18 protein-coding genes are annotated in these 18,684 nt (G+C 63.4%); 15 read left to right on the forward strand and 3 right to left on the reverse strand.

Translation table 11 applies throughout. From position 1 onward, the window contains the following. Positions 1-60: 60 nt before the first annotated feature. Positions 61-1,389: an MFS transporter gene (locus BN2476_RS29580; RefSeq protein WP_173819684.1), complete on the reverse strand. Its 1,329-nt coding sequence runs from the start codon at positions 1,387-1,389 to the stop codon at positions 61-63. A 141-nt stretch (positions 1,390-1,530) separates the two neighbouring features. On the opposite strand from BN2476_RS29580, the gene BN2476_RS29585 reads away from it, so the two are divergent. The 4 genes from BN2476_RS29585 (at position 1,531) to BN2476_RS46660 (ending at position 4,685) form a co-directional block, all read left to right on the forward strand. After that, positions 1,531-2,253, forward strand: a complete 723-nt coding sequence (locus BN2476_RS29585) for a GntR family transcriptional regulator (protein WP_087737797.1) — start codon at positions 1,531-1,533, stop codon at positions 2,251-2,253. Positions 2,254-2,316: 63 nt separating this feature from the next. Further along, entirely contained in the window at positions 2,317-3,612 is a 1,296-nt protein-coding gene (locus BN2476_RS29590; RefSeq protein WP_087737769.1) for an MFS transporter, read from the forward strand. Between the two features lie 55 nt (positions 3,613-3,667). Beyond that, positions 3,668-4,555 (forward strand): amidohydrolase family protein, encoded by an 888-nt coding sequence (locus BN2476_RS29595; RefSeq protein ID WP_087737798.1) that lies wholly within the window; start codon positions 3,668-3,670, stop codon positions 4,553-4,555. Then, entirely contained in the window at positions 4,533-4,685 is a 153-nt protein-coding gene (locus BN2476_RS46660; protein WP_160111778.1) for a hypothetical protein, read from the forward strand. The genes BN2476_RS29595 and BN2476_RS46660 overlap by 23 nt, the downstream gene beginning before the upstream one ends. 30 nt (positions 4,686-4,715) lie before the next feature. Here the strand turns inward: BN2476_RS46660 and BN2476_RS29600 are convergent, their stop codons facing one another. After that, entirely contained in the window at positions 4,716-5,588 is an 873-nt protein-coding gene (locus tag BN2476_RS29600) for a GNAT family N-acetyltransferase (RefSeq protein ID WP_438942908.1), read from the reverse strand. 246 nt (positions 5,589-5,834) lie between these two features. Between BN2476_RS29600 and BN2476_RS29605 the strand changes: the two genes are divergently transcribed. From BN2476_RS29605 to BN2476_RS29655, 11 genes are all read left to right on the forward strand, one after another. Further along, a complete protein-coding gene (locus tag BN2476_RS29605; RefSeq protein WP_087737799.1) occupies positions 5,835-7,313 on the forward strand; it encodes an aldehyde dehydrogenase family protein in 1,479 nt (492 codons plus the stop codon). A gap of 198 nt (positions 7,314-7,511) precedes the next feature. Continuing rightward, positions 7,512-8,180 carry a haloacid dehalogenase type II gene (locus tag BN2476_RS29610; protein ID WP_087737771.1) on the forward strand — a complete coding sequence of 223 codons (669 nt, stop codon included), beginning with the start codon at positions 7,512-7,514 and terminating at the stop codon, positions 8,178-8,180. A gap of 37 nt (positions 8,181-8,217) precedes the next feature. Then, positions 8,218-9,492, forward strand: a complete 1,275-nt coding sequence (locus BN2476_RS29615) for an NAD(P)/FAD-dependent oxidoreductase (RefSeq protein WP_087737800.1) — start codon at positions 8,218-8,220, stop codon at positions 9,490-9,492. Between the two features lie 96 nt (positions 9,493-9,588). After that, positions 9,589-11,211 carry an ABC transporter substrate-binding protein gene (locus BN2476_RS29620; protein WP_087737772.1) on the forward strand — a complete coding sequence of 541 codons (1,623 nt, stop codon included), beginning with the start codon at positions 9,589-9,591 and terminating at the stop codon, positions 11,209-11,211. A gap of 85 nt (positions 11,212-11,296) precedes the next feature. Then, complete coding sequence (locus BN2476_RS29625; protein WP_087737773.1) at positions 11,297-12,253, forward strand: ABC transporter permease; 957 nt, start codon at positions 11,297-11,299, stop codon at positions 12,251-12,253. Continuing rightward, positions 12,250-13,191, forward strand: a complete 942-nt coding sequence (locus BN2476_RS29630; protein WP_087737774.1) for an ABC transporter permease — start codon at positions 12,250-12,252, stop codon at positions 13,189-13,191. Before BN2476_RS29625 ends, BN2476_RS29630 begins: the two co-directional genes overlap by 4 nt. Positions 13,192-13,211: 20 nt before the next feature. Continuing rightward, positions 13,212-15,035: an ABC transporter ATP-binding protein gene (locus tag BN2476_RS29635; RefSeq protein WP_087737801.1), complete on the forward strand. Its 1,824-nt coding sequence runs from the start codon at positions 13,212-13,214 to the stop codon at positions 15,033-15,035. Further along, positions 15,032-15,346: a (2Fe-2S)-binding protein gene (locus tag BN2476_RS29640; RefSeq protein ID WP_087737775.1), complete on the forward strand. Its 315-nt coding sequence runs from the start codon at positions 15,032-15,034 to the stop codon at positions 15,344-15,346. The genes BN2476_RS29635 and BN2476_RS29640 overlap by 4 nt, the downstream gene beginning before the upstream one ends. Beyond that, positions 15,331-16,719: an FAD/NAD(P)-dependent oxidoreductase gene (locus tag BN2476_RS29645; RefSeq protein WP_087737776.1), complete on the forward strand. Its 1,389-nt coding sequence runs from the start codon at positions 15,331-15,333 to the stop codon at positions 16,717-16,719. The genes BN2476_RS29640 and BN2476_RS29645 overlap by 16 nt, the downstream gene beginning before the upstream one ends. Further along, positions 16,716-17,885 (forward strand): NAD(P)/FAD-dependent oxidoreductase, encoded by a 1,170-nt coding sequence (locus tag BN2476_RS29650; protein ID WP_087737777.1) that lies wholly within the window; start codon positions 16,716-16,718, stop codon positions 17,883-17,885. Before BN2476_RS29645 ends, BN2476_RS29650 begins: the two co-directional genes overlap by 4 nt. Continuing rightward, positions 17,882-18,298, forward strand: a complete 417-nt coding sequence (locus BN2476_RS29655; protein WP_087737778.1) for a helix-turn-helix domain-containing protein — start codon at positions 17,882-17,884, stop codon at positions 18,296-18,298. The genes BN2476_RS29650 and BN2476_RS29655 overlap by 4 nt, the downstream gene beginning before the upstream one ends. Positions 18,299-18,338: 40 nt before the next feature. Here the strand turns inward: BN2476_RS29655 and BN2476_RS29660 are convergent, their stop codons facing one another. Next, positions 18,339-18,683, reverse strand: coding sequence for a cupin domain-containing protein (locus tag BN2476_RS29660; RefSeq protein ID WP_087737779.1), 345 nt, complete (start codon positions 18,681-18,683; stop codon positions 18,339-18,341). Between the last annotated feature and the right edge of the window lies 1 nt (position 18,684).

Below are 18,684 nucleotides of genomic sequence, written 5' to 3' on the forward strand. Positions count from 1 at the left end.
CGGTGCAGGCAATGAGAATGAGTCGAGTCAAGTACACACCCGTTTTTTATCGTCTTTGGCTTACTGCCTCGCTGCTATCCGCACACGCGCGCCCGATCCGCTGCGCGCCGACGCGATCGACATGCCCAGCCCAAGCAACGTCAGGCAGACGACGGGCACCAGCATAGGGGCGCTCGCGTTGCCCGCGACCTTACCGACGTAGGGCATCAGGTTCTGCGCAAAAAAGCCGCCCAGGTTGCCGATCGAATTGATCGCCGCGATACTCGCCGCAGCGCGGGCACCCGTGAAGTAGCGCGGAGGCAGAGACCAGAAGCACGGATACAGCAGCGGAATGCATGCGCCGCCCAGCACAAGCGCGGCGAACCGCAGCGGCAGGCCCGGCAGCACGAGACTCAGCGCGAAGCCGATTACGCCCACGCCTGCCACCATCGCCATCGCCTTGAGCACCACGCCCTCGCGTTTGAGTTTCGCTGGCAGCCACAGCAGAAGCAGCGCGGAGAGCATCCACGGAATCATGTTGAGCAGGCCGTTGAGCGACGAATGCGAGACGCCGCCGCTTTTAAGCAGCGTCGGCAGCCAGTACGTCACGCCATAGAGCGACGTGGACATCAGCATATAGCCGCACGCGAACATCAGCACGCGCCTGTCGACCAGCGCCCGCCACGGATGCTCCGCGATGGCTTGCGTCGACGCCTCGCGACGCAGCGCCGCGATCACCAGGTTCTTCTCTTCGCTCGACAGGAACGGCGCGCGTTCGACTGACTCCGGCAGGAAACGCAACGCCACCAATGCAACGACGATCGCGGGCGCTCCCGTCGCTATGAATACCCACTGCCAGCCGGCGAAGCCAAGGCTGCCGTCGAGTGACAGCAGCAAGCCGCCAGCGAGCGATCCAAGCATGTTGGCGAGCGCACTGCCGAGTGTGAAGAAGCCGAGCATGCGGGTGCGATGACTCTGCGGAAACCACAGCGTCAGATAGAAGATCACGCCCGGATAGAAGCCGGCTTCCGCGACACCCAGCGCGAACCGGAACACATAGAAGAGCTCCATGGAACGCGTGAATGCCATCGCTACCGTGATGGCGCCCCACGTCACCATGATGCGCGCGAGCCACAGGCGCGCGCCGAAGCGATGCAGCGCAAGCGTGCTCGGTACTTCGAACAGCAGATAGCCGATGAAGAAAAGCGACGCACCCAGGCCATACGACGCTTCCGACATTCCCAGTGCATGCACCATCTGCAGCTTGGCGAATCCGACGTTCTGCCTGTCGATAAAGGCGATAAGGAACATCACGATCAACAGCGGCATGAGCCGCCAGGCGATTTTCTTCACGACGGCCTGCTCAGCGGTCTGGATTTGGCTCACAACAGATCTCCGATATGAATTCATATATATGTTTTGTTGAATGCGATCCATTAGCAATGGGTAGAAACCCCGTCATTGAGGAAGACGTGGGGTTTAAAGGGTTATCCCCGATCCGTCCGGAACGCGATTCATGAAATCATATACATGAATGTGATGGAGAAAATGATGCATGCCGATGACCGGTTGCCGCGCTACCAGCGTTTGCGCGACGAAATGGTTGCCCTGATCGCGGCACGCCACTGGAAGCCCGGCGAAGCGATTCCCACCGAGCAGGCGCTCGCGAAGAGTTATGACGTGGCCGTCGGCACGGTCCGCAAGGCTGTCGATCTGCTCGTCGCGGAAGGCCTGCTCGAGCGCTTCCAGGGCAGAGGGACGTTCGTGCGTCGCGCGAGCTTCGACAGTTCGCTGTTTCGCTTCTTCCGCTTCCAGACGCGGCAGGGCGAACGACGCATTCCGCAGAGCCGCATCTTGCGCCGCGAGGTTGTCGATGCGCCCTCCGCGGTCGCTGCCACGTTGCAGATTTCGAGTAGCGCGCGTGTGATCCAGATGTCGCGCCTGCGTCTGATCGACGATGTGCCGATGCTGGCCGAAGAAATCTGGCTGCCGTACGTCCGTTTTGCCGCGTTTGCGCAGATGGATCTCAACGAAGTCGGTGACCTGCTGTATCCCGTGTACGAGGCACAGTGCAATCAGGTTGTGGCCTCCGCCACGGAAACACTGACCGTCGAAGCGATCGATCCGCTGCATGCGCGGCTGTTGCGCATCGAACCGGGTACGCCCGCTGTCGTGATCGAGCGACTCGCGTATGGCTACGACAGGCAGCCGCTGGAATGGCGCCGCTCGCGCGGGCCCGCCAGCGAATTCATCTACCAGGCCGAGATTCGATAACTATCGGCGGCCATCAGGAACACGTCGTTTTCCATGCAGGAGCGGCGACCCAGGGAGACGGCAATGTTCAAGTGGTTCAGCGAGATTTCAGGCAACGAACGCCGGACGTTTTGGGCGTGTTTCGGCGGATGGGCGCTTGATTCGCTCGACGTGCAGATGTTCAGCCTCGTGATTCCGGCGATCGTCGCCGAATGGTCGATCAGTCGCGCGCAAGCGGGGCTCGTCAGCGGCGTCACGCTGGTCGCGTCCGCGTTGGGCGGCTGGATCGCGGGCATGCTGTCGGACCGGCTGGGTCGCGTAAAGACGCTGCAATGGACGGTCGCGTTCTTTTCCGTGTTCACATTCCTGTGCGCGTTCGCGCAAAACTATCCGCAGTTCCTCGTGCTCAAGACGCTGCAGGGGTTCGGCTTCGGCGGGGAATGGGCGGCCGGCGCAGTGCTGATGGCGGAGACGATCCGCAACGAGCATCGCGGCAAGGCAATGGGCAGCGTGCAGAGCGCATGGGCCGTCGGCTGGGGCGCGGCGGTGCTGCTCTATGCAGTGATGTTCTCGCTGTTGCCCGCCGAAACCGCGTGGCGCGCGATGTTCGGGATCGGCATCGTTCCCGCGCTGCTGATCCTTTACGTTCGACGCGGCGTGCACGAACCCGACGTGCCGGGTCGCACGGCGCGCGATGCGCGAGTGCCCCAGGACGAACCGGCACCCGGTGCGATCGTCGGCATCTTTTCTCCGCAAGTGCTGCGTATGACGCTGATCGGCGCGTTGCTCGGCGTCGGCGCGCATGGCGGCTACTATGCGCTGATGACCTGGCTGCCCACGTTTCTGAAGAGCGAGCGCCACCTGTCGGTGCTGGGCACGGGAGGCTACCTCGCTGTCGTAATCGTCGCGTTCTTTTGCGGGTGCATCGCGAGCGCGCAACTGCTGGACCGTATCGGACGCCGCAAAACCATTCTCACGTTTGCAATCTGCTGCGTGATAACGGTGATCGCCTATCTGTTTCTTCCGCTCGGCAATACCGCAATGCTGTTCTTCGGCTTTCCACTGGGCTTTTTTGCGGCGGGTATTCCCGCGAGCATGGGCGCGCTGTTCAACGAACTGTATCCGCGTGGGATGCGCGGCACGGGTGTCGGGTTCTGCTACAACTTCGGCCGTGTTGCATCGGCAGGCTTTCCGGTGCTTGTCGGACAGATGTCCGCGAATATGTCGCTCGGATCGGCGATCGGCATCGATGCAGGACTCGCCTACGCAATCGTGGTGCTGTCCGTGCTGATGCTGCCGGAGACGCGCGGCCGCGCACTAGGCGATGCCGCTCTCGATACGCAACATCCGGGCGCGCTTTCTCAAGCACAAAGGCATTGACGCGCGGCGCATTCGCGCGTAGCCGCACAAGACTGGTAATGAAGGAATGTTCACGATGGAGAAGTTGGAGACAGACGCGAGCCTTCGGCGGGATGCGCGTCGTCCCGCCAGCGTCGGATCTGTCGATACGCATGCGCATGTATTCGAGCGCGGCCTGCCGCTCACCCGGCAGCGGCGCTATGCGCCCGACTACGATGCGCCGCTCGACACGTACCTGGCACAGCTGGACGCGCACGGCATATCGCACGGCGTGCTCGTACAGCCCAGCTTTCTTGGCACGGATTGCAGCTATCTGCTCGATGCGTTGCGCCGCGCGCCCGAAAGACTACGTGGCGTCGCCGTAATCGGGCGCGAGTGCGCAAAAGACACACTGACGGAGATGGCGGACGCGGGCGTCGCTGGAATTCGCCTGAACCTGATCGGTCATGCCGATCTGCCACTCGACCACTGGGTGAGCGGGCAAACGCTCGCGCATGTCCGAGAACTGCGATGGCATGTCGAGGTGCATGCGGAAGCTGCGCGGCTGCAGGGCATCGTCGAGCCGCTTCTTGAAGCGGGCCTGAACGTGGTCGTCGATCATTTCGGCAGGCCCGATCCTGATCTCGGTGTCCGTGACGCGGGCTTTCGCCGTCTGCTCGAACTGGCGCATACGCAGCGCGTGTGGGTGAAGATATCTGCGGCGTACCGGAACTGGTGCGGCCTTCGCACGGGTGACGATGACATGCACGAAGCGGTTCGTCTTTTGAAGGCGGCGTTCGGCCTGAGTCGCCTGATGTGGGGCAGCGACTGGCCGCATACACAGTACGAAGCCCAAGAGCATTTTGCCCACACGCTCGAGTTGCTTTGCGCGCTGCTTCCGGATGGTGAAGAGCGCAATGCGGTCCTCGCGGACACGGCCGCGAGACTTTACATGTTCGACGATGGGCATCAAGTATCTGCATGACCGGCAGCGCATCGTGACCGTGATGCTGCGCGGGCACGGCACACTCGCGAACGATCATCCGGTGCCGGAGTGGCATCCGTACTTCATGAAGGACTTGCCGCGGCGCGCCTACGATCCGGACAAGACGTAAACGTCGACCCCGTCGATGTTCACGCGCAAATCACCACAACGCCTGGCTCGTCAGCGCGAACTGCGTGAGTGTGTCGTCGGGGGATGGCGTGCCGTTCAACGCCATCTGCTCGATGGTATCGACGAGCGGCAGACCGAGCCCTTCGAGCCACGAAGAGAGACCGTAGCGCAGCGGCGTATCCACGCGCACGAACATGCCCGCGTTCAACGCGAGCCAATAGCTGATCAACGCCTTGGCGCGGCTCTGGTCCGGCGATTCGGGCGCGATCACCGGGCCGATCACATGTCCGTCGCCGAAGCGCCGGAAGAGCGCGAAGCCGGTCAGCTCGCCATCGCGATCGAGTGCAATGCCGCTCGCCACGTCGAGCAATGGCGGCATCAGTTCGGTGCGATCCATGCCGGTCGCGCGCGAGGCGAGTTCCGCGAGACGCGGCGTATCCTTCGCGCCGATGGGACGAAGCCGTTCACCCGGCGGGAGCGAAACGAGCGGTGGCTGAAACGCCGCGCCCTGATGCTGGCGAATCGTGTCGATACGCGTGAAGCCGCGTTCCTCGCACAACGGCTTGCCTTCGTTCGATGCATGAATCAGCAGCATGCGCGAGGGCAGCTCCGCCATCAACCGGTCGAGCAGTCCGCGCCCGATGCCGCGCCGCTGATGTTCCGGCGACACGATGAACATGCCGAGCGTCGCGGCACTTGCGCCGAACTGCCACGCGAGCGCAGTGCCGACGAGCGCGGCTTGCTCATCGACGGCGGCGAAGCCGCTGCCGAGACGTGCCGCGAAGCGCCAGTCGTCCGCACGATGACGCCATTTGACGGACATCGACAGCGCATGCGCGGCGGGGATGTCGTCGAGTGTGAAAGCCCGGTATTGGACCACATCGTTATTGCTTGAGTCGGGCACGCCGGCCTCCTCGCGTGAAGACATTTACCGTCACTGTGACACCGCGCAGCGCGCATGGCTAGGACGATCTTCCTGTTCCGCGCCGAACAAGGAGCGGCGCGCGTGGTGCAACGCAAAACCGCGGGTTATCGCGGCAAGAACGCGCGCGCCGTGCTGAATCGGCAATTTTGTCGGTGAAATATGCCGGGGCGCTGGTCCTACGATGAAGTCATGCCAACGCAGCAGCCCGAAGGAGGACTCGCGCACATGGACCGTTTCGATCCCGCCAGCATCGACATCAGGAGCGGGCACTTCATTGGCGGCGAACTGATCGATGCGGGCGCCTCGCGCATCGACGTGTCGCGGCCGTCGGACGGCGTCACGTATGCATCGGTGCCTCTCGCCGATGACGCGATGATCGACTATGCCGTGCAGAACGCATGGAGCGCGTTCAAGAAGAGCGACTGGGCGCGCCGCGCGCCGCGCGAGCGTGCACGCGTGCTGCGCAAGTTCGCCGATCTCGTCGCCGCCGATGCGCTGAGCCTCGCGCCACTCGAAGCACTCGGCTCGACGCGTCCCGTACGCGATGCCTCTAACTGGGACGTGCCATTTACGGCCGAGAGCATCCGCTTTTATGCGGAGCTTGCGGACAAGATCGGCGGTGATGTCGCGGCGACAGATCATCGTCATCTCGGCATGACCATCGCCGAGCCGTATGGCGTGATCGGCGCGATCGCACCGTGGAATTTTCCGCTCGTGATGGGCATTTGGAAGACTGCGCCCGCGCTGGCGGCGGGCAACGCGGTCGTGCTGAAGCCTTCGGAGATGACGCCGTTTTCCGCATTGCGTCTTGCCGAACTCGCGCTCGACGCGGGCGTGCCGCCTGGCATCTTCAACGTCGTCCAGGGCGACGGCAGCACGACGGGCGATGCGCTCGTGCGTCATCCGCGCATCGGCAAGGTCACCTTCACCGGATCGACGCGCACCGGCGCCGCGATCATGGCCGCGTGCGCGGAGACGGGCACGAAGCCCGTCACGCTCGAACTCGGCGGCAAGAGCCCGCAGATTGTGTTCGCGGATGCCCCGCGCATCGACGAAGTGGCAAGGCGAATTGCCGGCTCGATCGCGGCAAACGCGGGACAAGTGTGCGTCGCGGGATCGCGCCTGCTCGTGCAGCGCGCCATCGCCGATGAACTGATCGAGCGCATCGTGCAGGCATTCAGCGAACTCAAGGCCGGTCCGACATGGGCAGCGGGCACGACCTTGCCGCCGATCATCTCCGAGCCGCAGGCGCAGCGCATCGACGCGATCGTCCAGCGCAGCATCGCAAGCGGCGCGACCTTGCGTTGCGGCGGCGAGCGCGCGGATGCGGCGACGCCCGGCGCGTTCTATTCACCCACGTTGCTGTCCGATGTCACACAGGAAAGCGACGCGGTGCGCAACGAAATCTTTGGCCCGGTGCTCACCGTGCAGTCCTTCGACAGCGAGGAAGAAGCGCTCGAACTCGCTGCGCATCCCGAATACGGACTCGCGGCGGGCGTGCATACCGCGGATATCGGCCGCGCGTTGCGCATGGTGCGCGGCATCGAAGCGGGCACGGTTTGGGTGAATCGCTATGGGCGCACGAGCGACTTTGTGATCCCGACGGGCGGCTACAAGCGTTCTGGCATTGGCAAGGATCTCGGGCGGCAGGCGTATGAGGCGAATCTGCGCTTCAAGAGCGTGCTCATCGATATTGAAGGCTGATGCGTACGATCGTGCGAAACAGGCGGCGCATTTTCTGCTGTAACGGAACCTCAAAACGCATGACTTATGTCGTCGCGGGGCACACATTCAACGCCATCAGTCATTTTTGCCTTGTTTAAATTTTTCTCAACGATTCGCTGTTCCTCGTTTTCACCACTGAACTCCCGAACGGGTTCATCACACGACAGGACTGAAACCATGATCAATTTCGAGCCGAAGTACATCACCTTCGACTGCTACGGCACGCTGACGAAATTCCGCATGGCCGATATGGCTCGCGAGATGTACGCCGACCGCCTGCAAGGCGATGCACTGGAGCAGTTCGTGAAGTTTTTCGCGGGCTATCGTCGCGACGAAGTGCTCGGCGCATGGAAGCCGTATCGCGACGTGATCGTCAATTCGGTGCGCCGCGCCTGCGAGCGTATGAACGTCGAATTCAACGAAGCGGAAGCCGAAAAGTTCTACCTCGCCGTGCCGACCTGGGGCCCGCATCCGGACGTGCCGGAAGGGCTCTCGCGTCTCGCGAAGAAATACAGGCTCGTGATTCTGTCGAATGCATCGAACGATCAGATTCAAAGCAATGTCGACAAGCTCGGCGCGCCGTTCCATCGCGTGTTCACCGCGCAACAGGCGCAGTCGTACAAGCCGCGCATGCAAGGCTTCGAGTACATGTTCGACCAGCTCGACTGCAACCCGGAAGACGTGCTGCACGTGTCGTCGAGCCTGCGCTATGACCTCATGACCGCGCATGACATGGGCATCAGGCACAAGGCGTTCGTCAAGCGCGGCCACGAGCCGGGCACGCCGTACTACGAGTATTACGAAGTGGACACGATCGGCGATCTCGCCACGCAACTCGGTCTTTGACCCACGTTAGACACGCTACTTCACGCGAGCAATGCCGATGAAACTCGACTCCTACTGGCTCGATACTGCGCCCGCTTTGACCTCGACGTGCGAAGGCCCGGCGGATGGTCGGGTCGATGTCGCCGTGATCGGCGGCGGGTTCACGGGTTTGTCGGCGGCGCTCGCGTTGGGCAAGCGCGGCGCGTCCGTCGCGGTGCTCGATGCCGGGCGCGTGGGCGGCGGCGCGTCGGGCCGCAATGGTGGCCAGTGCAATACGGGTGTCGCGCAAGACTACGCGGCGCTGCGTTCACAACTCGGCGTCGAGCGCGCGCAGCGTTGTTATCGCGCGTATGCGGATGCCGTGAACACCGTCGAGCGTTTGATTCGCGAAGAGAACATCGATTGCGACTATCTCGCGTCCGGCAAGTTGAAGCTCGCCGCGAAGCCGCACCATCTGGAATACATCGCGAAGACGGCCGAACTGATCCGGCGGGAAGTCGATCCGGACATCGATCTGCTCGATCGCGAGCGGATCCGCACTGAAGTGCAATCTGATGCCTTCCACGGCGGCTTGCTGCAGCGTCACGGCGGGCAGATGCATATGGGCAAGTTCGCCGTGGGGCTCGCGCGAGCCGCGGTGAAGCAGGGCGCGCGCCTCTATGAACATGCCGAAGTCACGAACATCGTGAAGGAAAGTGGTGCATATCGCGTCGATTCGAAGCGCGGTTCGCTGCACGCTAAGCAGGTTCTGATCGCAACGGGCCCTTCGAAGCACGGTCCGTTCTCGTGGTATCGGCGCAGGATGGCGCCTGTCGGTTCGTTCATCATCGTGACCGAGCCGTTGCCCACGGAGCAACTGCAGCAACTGTTGCCGAACCGGCGCTCGTACACGACGAGCCGCCTCATGCATAACTACTTTCGTGTGACGCACGACTCGCGCCTGCTGCTGGGCGGCCGCGCGCGTTTCACGGCATCGGAGCGTCCTTCGGATTCGAAGAGCGGGCGCATCCTGCAAGCCAATCTCGCATCGATTTTCCCGAGCCTCGCCGGCGTGCGCATCGACTATTGCTGGGGCGGTCTCGTCGATATCACGGCTGACCGCCTGCCGCGCGCGGGCCAGCACGACGGCATCTATTTCTCGATGGGCTACAGCGGCCACGGTACGCAGATGTCGACGCACATGGGCCAGGTCATGGCCGACGTGATGAACGGCAACACGGAAGCGAACCCGTGGCGCGATTTCGACTGGCCCGCGATTCCGGGGCATACGGGCAAGCCCTGGTTTCTGCCGCTGGTCGGCGCGTATTACTCGATCAAAGACGTTTTCTACTGAAGCATCGAAGCACCGAAGCATCGGAAGCAAGGACAGGCGGCCCACATACAACGATCAAGCCGTCGAACATTTACAGCCCCTATCGCGGAGAAGTTCATGAGCATCGACAAATCGCCTGAAGCACTCGCCCATGCCGATGCCGGCACACGGCTCGAAGAACTGACGCGACGTGGTGCGTCGCGGCGCAACGTCCTGCGCGCGATGGCTGCGGGCGGATTGCTGTCGGTGACGGGCACGGGGCTCCTCACCGCGAGCGGCGCCGCCTTCGCGCAGGACAAGCCGAAGCAGGGCGGTCGCATCCGCGTGGCGACGCAATCATCGTCCGCTGCCGATACGCTCGATCCAGCCAAGGGCGCCCTCGGCACCGACTACGCGCGCGCATTCATGTTCTACAGCGGCCTGACCGAGCTGGATGGTCATCTCGGCGCGAAGATGGCGCTGGCGGAATCGCTCGAAACGAAAGACGCGACCGTGTGGGTCGTCAAGCTCCGCAACGGCGTGCAGTTCCACGATGGCAAGTCGCTCGCGCCGCAGGACGTAATCTATTCCCTGATGCGCCATAAGGACCCGGCTGTCGGCTCGAAGGCGAAGACGCTCGCCGACCAGTTCAAGGAAATCAAGGCGACCGGCCCGAACGAACTGACCATCACGTTGACGGGCGCGAACGCCGACCTGCCGGTGATTCTCGCGGATTCGCACTTCCTCATCATCAAGGACGGCACGACAGACTTCAAGACGGCCGTCGGCACGGGCCCGTTCAAGCTGAAGGAGTTTTCGCCGGGCGTGCGCACCGTGGGTGTGCGCAACGAGAAGTACTGGAAGCCGGGCATGCCGCATCTGGACGAAGTGGAGCTGATCGGCATCGCCGACGAGCCGGCGCGCGTGAACGCGCTCATATCGGGCGACGTGCAGCTCATCAACGCAGTGAGCGCGCGCTCGACGGAACGCATCAAGGGTACGCCGGGCTTCGCGGTGCTGGAAACGAAGACGGGCCAGTACACCGATCTCATCACGCGCGACGATGGCGGCATCACCGGCAACGCGGATTTCCGCCGCGGCATGATGTACCTGATGGACCGCGATCAGATGCGCAAGACCATCTTCCGCGGCTATGGCGCGATCGGCAACGATCAGCCGATTGATCCGAGCAACAAGTATTTTATGTCGGGCCTGCCGCAGCGCGGCTTCGATCCCGACAAGGCGAAGTTCCACTTCCAGAAGGCGAAGATCGGCAACACGCCGCTTCAGCTCTATGCATCGCCGGCGGCGGAAGGCTCCGTCGAGATGGCTGTGCTGATGCAGCAGGTCGCGCCACAGGCAGGCATCAATCTCCAGGTCGTGCGCGTGCCGTCCGATGGCTACTGGTCGAATCACTGGATGAAGCATCCGCTCGGCTTCGGCAACATCAATGCGCGTCCGAGCGCGGACGTGATTTTCACGCAGTTCTTCAAGTCCGACGCGCCGTGGAACGAAGCGAACTGGAAGAGCACGCAGTTCGACCAGATGCTGGTCGCGGCGCGCGGCGAGCCGGACGACGCGAAGCGCAAGAAGATTTACGGGGACATGCAGGAGCTTGTGCACAAGGACGGCGGCATTGGCATTCCGATGTTCCAGAGCTCGCTCGATGCGCATACGTCAAAGCTGAAGGGCCTGGGCAGCATTCCGCTCGCGGGCCTGATGGGCTGGATGTTCGCGGAGAACGTGTGGCTGGAGGCGTGAGCGTGCTTTGACAGCGGACGTGCGCCGTCGTTTGCAGGAGCGTCGGCGCGCGATATCAACCCTTGAAAACGAGAGACGATATCCGATGAAAGTTCACGCGCAACGACTCGTCGCCGCGCGCCTCGGGCTCGCGCTGCTCACGCTGTGGATCGTGTCGATGGTTGTGTTCGGCATCACCGGTCTTTTGCCCGGCGATGCCGCGCAGCAGGCGCTCGGCCAGGCCGCCACGCCCGAGCAGGTGGCGGCGCTGCGTCATCAGTTCGGCCTCGATCAACCCGCGATCACGCGTTATGTGCAATGGCTCGCGCATGCGGTGACGGGCAACTTCGGCACATCGCTGTCCAACAATCTGCCCGTCAGTGAATTGATCTCCACGCGTCTGCCGAATTCGCTGGTGCTCGCGGGGTTGACGACACTCGTGTCCGTGCCCCTCGCGCTCGTGATCGGCATTCTATCGGCGATGTATCGCGGCTCGCTGCTCGATCGCGTGCTCAATGTGCTCACGCTTTCGACCGTTGCCGTGCCGGAGTTTCTCGTCGCGACCATTGCCGTGCTGATCTTCGCGGTGAAGCTGCGCTGGCTGCCGGCGCTGTCGTATCTGTCGGATGTGTCGTCGTTCGGCGCACTCGTGCGCACGTACGCGATGCCGGTGATGACGCTTTGCTGCGTGATCGTCGCACAGATGGCGCGCATGACGCGCGCGGCGGTGCTCGATCAGCTGAACGCGTCGTATGTCGAGATGGCCGTGCTGAAGGGCGCTTCGCCAATGCGCGTCGTGTTACGGCACGTGTTGCCGAACACCATCGGTCCGATTGCCAACGCGGTTGCGCTTTCGCTGTCGTATCTGTTCGGCGGCGTGGTGATCGTCGAATCGATCTTCAACTATCCCGGTCTCGCGAGCCTGATGGTCGATGCCGTCACCAACCGCGACATGCCGCTCGTGCAGGGCTGCGTGATGGTGTTTTGCGCGGCGTATCTCGCGCTCGTGCTCATCGCGGACCTGTGTCAGATCGTATCCAACCCGAGGCTGCGTCAACGATGAACCGACACGCTCCTTCTCATGCCACGACCGTGCTATACGAGCAACCTTCCGCCCAACCTTCCGCCGATACGCGGCAAGAACCTGCGTCCGTCGTCAGGCGGGGCATGTTGAGCCGCGTCGTCAGCCGCTTCTCGGTGCTCGGGCTGATCGGTCTGCTTATCGTCGTGTTCTGGCTCGCGGTGGCGTTCATCGGGCCGGTCATCGCACCGTACAAAGGCGGCGCGTTCACGTCGACGGAAATCTTCGGCTCGTACAGCGCGGCGCATCTGTTAGGCACCGACTATCTCGGCCGCGACATGCTAAGCCGCGTTCTGTACGGCACGCAATACACGGTGGGGCTTGCGCTCGCGTCGACGGTGGCGGCGAGCGTCATCGGCACGTTCTTCGGCCTCGTTGCCGCGGTGTCGGGACGCTGGGTCGATGAAGTCCTGAGCCGCCTCTTCGATGCGCTCATCTCCATCCCAAGCAAGATTCTCGCGCTCGTCGTGATCGCGGCATTCGGCTCGTCCATTCCGATGCTCATGATGGTCGCCGCGCTCGCGTATATCCCCGGCGCGTTCCGCATCTCGCGCTCGCTCGCGGTGAACATCATGACGCTCGAATACGTGCAGGTCGCGAAGGCGCGTGGCGAGAAGCTGTTCTATATCGCGCGCGTTGAAGTGCTGCCCAACATGATTCATCCGATGCTCGCGGACTTCGGCCTGCGCTTCGTGTTCATCGTGCTTCTGCTTTCGGGTCTGAGCTTTCTGGGCCTCGGCGTGCAACCGCCGAACGCGGACTGGGGCTCGCTCGTGCGCGAGAACATCGGCGGTCTCGCGGAAGGCGCGCCAGCGGTGCTGATGCCAGCCGTCGCGATTGCGACGCTCACAGTCGGCGTGAATCTGCTCATCGACAGCCTGCGTCGTCATGGCGCGCGTTCGCACGGAGGCAGGCAGTGAATACGACAACGAGCACGAACATGATCGAAGTAAAGGGCTTGCGTGTTGTCGCGGGCGTAGCGCCCGATCCCGTCGTCGAGATCGTAAACGGCGTCGATTTCACGGTGAAGAAAGGCGAAGTGCTCGCGTTGATCGGCGAGTCGGGCTCGGGCAAGACGACCATTGCGTTGTCCCTGCTCGGGCATGCGCGCGGCGGGTGTTCGATTGCGGGCGGGTCCGTGAAGATCGGCGATATCGATGTGCTCGCACTCGATGAAAAAGGCCGCCGCGCATTGCGCGCGCGCACGATCGCATATGTCGCGCAGAGCGCATCGGCGGGCTTCAATCCGGCGCGCACGATCATGGATCAGGTGACCGAGCCCGCGCTGCTGCACAAGTTGATGACGCCCGCTGCCGCGCGTCAGAAAGCGATCGGTCTGTTCCGTTCGCTGGCGTTGCCGAATCCGGACACCATCGGCGATCGCTATCCGCATCAGGTATCGGGCGGTCAGTTGCAGCGCCTGATGGCGGCGATGGCGTTGATCACCGGTCCCGCAGTCGTCGTGTTCGATGAGCCGACGACCGCGCTCGACGTGACCACGCAGATCGAAGTGCTCGCGGCGTTCAAGGGTGTGGTGCGGGAGCTGGGCACGACGGCGGTGTACGTATCGCACGATCTGGCCGTGGTCGCGCAGATGGCGGACCGCATCGTCGTGTTGAACGGCGGACGTGTGCGCGAGAACGGCACGACCGCGCAGGTGCTCGATGCGCCCGCTGACGAATACACGCGTCAGCTGCTCGCGGCGACACGGCGCCCGGAAGTCGAACTCAGCGCGGCCGATGACGCAAAGGAAACGCCGCTGCTCGAGATTCGCAATCTTAGCGCGGGTTATGGCCGCGTCGACGCGAACGGCGTGCCCGCCGTGCGCGTGCTCGATGACGTGAGCCTCAAGATTCCGCGCGGCACCACGCTCGGCGTGATCGGCGAATCGGGCTCGGGCAAGACGACGCTTGCGCGCGTGATTGCCGGTCTCGTCGATCGTGCGCGCGGCGACGTGCTGCTCGACGGCAAACCCTTGCCGGCGAAGCTGTCGGAGCGCACACTGGACCAGTATCGCCGTGTGCAGATCGTGTTCCAGAACGCCGATACCGCGTTGAACCCGAGCCGCACCATCGCCGATATCCTCGCCAGGCCGATGAACTTCTATCACGGCTTGCGCGGCGCGCCCGCGCAAAAGCGCATGCTAGAACTGCTCGATCTCGTGAAGCTGCCCGCATCGATCGCAAAGCGCCAGCCGGGCGGCTTGTCAGGCGGACAGAAGCAGCGCGTGAATCTCGCGCGCGCGCTCGCGGCGAATCCCGAACTCATTCTCTGCGATGAAGTGACGTCCGCACTCGACACGGTCGTCGGCGCCGCGATCCTCGATCTGCTCGCGGAACTGCGCCGCGAGCTGAACGTGTCGTACATGTTCATCAGCCATGACATTTCGACGGTGCGCGCCATCTGCGATGAAGTCATCGTGCTGTATGCGGGCCAGTGCGTCGAAGCCGGCCAGCGCGATGCGCTTTCGCACCCGCCGTATCACCCGTACACGGGCTTGCTCGTCGATTCGGTGCCTGCGCTGCGTCCGGGCTGGCTCGATTCGCGGCGCGCGATGGCGCTCGCCGCACTGCCCGCGCTCGGCCCTGAAAGCAATGCGTCCGAGCTGTGCTGCTTCCGCTCGCGCTGCGCGGCGCGCATCGACGGCAAGTGCAACGTCACCCCGCCTGCGAAGAAAACCTTGCCTTCGGGTGCGCAGATTCTCTGTCACCACAGCGCCGATGATCTCGCGCGCATGCAGTCGATGGAAACGGTGACGGCATGAGCGGACGCTTCGTCAGAGTCGCGGAGAAGGGCCGCAGGACTTTCGAAATTGTCATCGACGGCAGGCGCGCGCGCGCTGCCGAAGGCGACACGTTGATGGTCGCGCTGCTGACTTCACAGGAAGACCTGCGCGACTCCGAGTTCGGCGATGGCCGCCGCGCGGGCTTCTGCGTGATGGGCGCGTGCCAGGACTGCTGGGTATGGACCGCGGACGGCGACCGTGTGCGCGCGTGCACGACGCAGGCGGTCGAAGGCATGTCGATTGTCACGCGGCTCGCGGTTTCCGGGGAGGACGTATGGCCGCGACTGTGATCGTGATCGGCGCGGGACCGGCCGGCGTGCGCGCGGCGCAGGCGCTTGTCGAGGCGGGCTTGCGTCCTGTGGTCATCGACGAAGGCCGGCGCGATGGCGGGCAGATTTATCGTCGTCAGCCGGAAGGCTTCACGCGCACGTATGAGACGTTGTACGGCACCGAAGCGCAACGTGCGCGTGCATTGCATCGCGATTTCGATGCGTTGCGCGCAAAGATCGACTATGTGCCCGACACGCTCGTGTGGAACGTCGAGCCTGACGCCGTCCATGTGGTGAGCGGCACGCATCATCGCAAGATCGCGTTCGATGCGCTCATCATCTGCAGCGGCGCGACGGATCGCCTGATGCCCGTTCCCGGCTGGCATCTCGCGGGCACGTATAGCCTTGGCGGCGCACAGGTCGCACTGAAATCGCAGGGCTGCGCGATCGGCGCGCGCGTCGCGATGATGGGCACGGGACCGCTGCTGTATCTGGTCGCCGCGCAATATGTGAAGGCGGGCGCGACAGTGAGCGTGGTGCTGGATACCTCGACATTCGCACAGCGCCTGCGCGCATTGCCGCAATTGCTCGCGATTCCATCGGCGCTCAAAAAGGGCATCGCGTTGCTGGGCGTGCTCAAGGATGCGCGCGTGCCGATTCATCGCGGCATTACGCCGGTTGGGATCGAAGGCACGCCGCAGGATGGTGTGCAAGGCGTGCGCGTGAAGCAGGCCAACGGCGCGATGCTGCAAGTTGAATGCGATGCCGTCGCGCTCGGCTATCACTTGCGCTCCGAAACCCAACTGGCCGATCTCGCGGGCTGCGAATTCCGTTTCGATCGGGCATTGCAGCAATGGCTTCCCGTCGCGGATGAGGACGGCCGCAGCAATGTGAAAGGCGTCTATCTTGCAGGCGATGGCGCGCGCGTGCGCGGCGCGGATGCGGCTGAGCGCGCCGGACGGCTCGCGGCTTTGGCTGCATTGAAGGACATCGGCCTGAGGCACGATGATACCGAAGCCGGCATGTTACGCATGCAACTAGCACGCTTTACGCGCTTTGCCGCGGGCTTGCGCACGGCGTTTCCGTGGCCCGCGCGATTCGCCGCGACGTTGCCGGATGAAACCATCGTTTGCCGATGCGAAGCGATCACGGCAGGCGAGCTGCGACGCGTCGTGAATGAGATGGGCGCCAACGAAGCGAATCGCGCGAAGGCATTCTCACGCGTCGCCATGGGCCGATGCCAGGGCCGCTTCTGCGCGCATGCGGGCGCGGAAGTCATCGCTGCGCAAGCGCGCGTGCCGCTGGAAGCGGTCGGCCGCCTGCGTGGCCAGGCACCGGTCAAACCTTTGCCAATGGCGCTCGCGCCGCACCAGGACATGGAGACGAGCAAATGAACGGGCGCGCCGATGTGATCGTGATCGGCGGCGGCATCGTCGGAACGACGACTGCGTTTTTTCTGCGCCGCCGCCAGCGCTCGGTGATTCTGCTCGAACGGGGTTTGACGGGGCAGCAGGCGAGCGGCGTGAATTTCGGCGGCGTGCGCCGGCAAGGACGCGCACTCGAACAGCTCGCCATGTCGAACCGCGCATTGGAAACATGGCGGCGTTCACGCGAATTGCTCGGCGAGGATATCGAATTCCTGCCATCGGGCCATACGCGCGTGTGCTATCACGCGCATGACGCCGAATACTTTCATCGCTATGCCGCCGATGCGCGCGCCTATGGCCTCGATCTCGAAGTGCTCGACGGCGCGGCGATGTTCAGGCGCTTTCCGTTTCTCGGCCGCGATGTACTTGCCGCATCCGTCTCGCCGCTCGATGGTCACGCGAACCCGCGCCTTGCCGCGCCCGCGTTCGGACGCGCGGCGGCGCGGCTCGGCGCGCACATCGTTGAGAACACAGAGGTGGTGCGCGTAGAAAAGGACGCAGGCGGCTTTCGTGTGGAAAGCGCAACGGGCGATGAGTATCGCGCGGAGCAAGTACTCATTTGCGTGGGCGCATGGGCCAATGCGCTGTCGACGCAATTTGGCGAGCCCGTGCCGCTCGTCGCGCGTGGCCCGCAAATGGCGGTGACGGAACCCGTGCCTTACGTGTTCAAATGCTCGATGGGCGTGTACACGTCGATCAAGGAAGAGAGCGTGTATTTCCGGCAGGTAGCGCGCGGAAATATCGTGCTGGGCGGCGGTCTGTCCGTCCCGGTGGATGCAACGACCCGCCGCGCGGGCGTGGTGCCTGACAACACCGTTGCGCAGATGGCGCAGTTCCTCCGCATGGTCCCCGCGATGCGTCCGCTGCATGTGATTCGCGTGTGGAGTGGCGTGGAAAGTTATCTGCCGGATTCGGAGCCTGTGATCGGCCCGAGCTCGAAAGCAGATGGTTTGTTCTATGCATTTGGCTTTTCTGGCTCCGGTTTCCAGATTGGCCCGGGCGTCGGCGAAACGCTCGCCGAGTTGCTCGATACGGGCAGCACGCCCATCGATCTCGCTTCGTTTTCCATCAGACGATTTCAGCGCGCTTCGTCGACGCACGCCGAATCGGTTACTTCCGAGACTTCATCATGAGCCAAGCCAATCTGGTCGACGCGCTTGCCTATATCGAAGCCAATTTCGACAAGACCGTGAGCCTCGCGCAGCTCGCGGATCTCTCGGCGCTGAGCGTATCGCGCTTCGCGACGGTGTTTCGCGAGCAATTCGGGCTCTCGCCGTACAGGTATCTGTGCGCGTTGCGCGTGCGCCGCGCACAGACCTTATTGCTGGCGGGCGTGCCCGGATCGGTCGTCGCGACGGAGGTGGGCTTTTTCGATCAAAGCCATCTCGCGCGGCATTTCAAGCGCTTGTGCGGCATGACGCCGAGTGCCTTTGTGGAGCGCACGCGCCAGAAGGCGCGTTCAGCCGAGCTTGATGCCTGTTTGAAGAAGCGCGTCGCGCAAGCCGAGACACGGGTATTTGCTCTCGACGACGCGCATGCCGTCTAGCGCTTCCCGTATGATCCACTCGCGCACGCATGAGCGCACTTCAGAAGATGACATAGACCTTGCGGATGGTTTCATCGACTTCCCATGTGCCTTCGGTGTTCGCCGCGAAGAAGAGCGTGTCGCCGCCCATGAAGTGGATCGTGTCTTCGCCATCGGGTGTGAAGCGGCCGCTGCCCGCCAGAAAATGCATCACTTCCGCCTCCTTGACCGCGCGGCGATAGATGCCGGGCGTGCATTCGAATACGCCCGTATCGATCGCCTCGCGGCCCGGAATGACCTTCTGCACGCCGGATACCCTGATTTCCCGCGTGCCCGGTGATCCGGCCGTGCCCCAGTCTTCGAGTCCTTTTAGCGCGATGCTCTGCCTGATCTGCTGAACTTTCATG

Source organism: Paraburkholderia piptadeniae, assembly GCF_900007165.1.
GTDB classification, from domain to species: domain Bacteria; phylum Pseudomonadota; class Gammaproteobacteria; order Burkholderiales; family Burkholderiaceae; genus Paraburkholderia; species Paraburkholderia piptadeniae.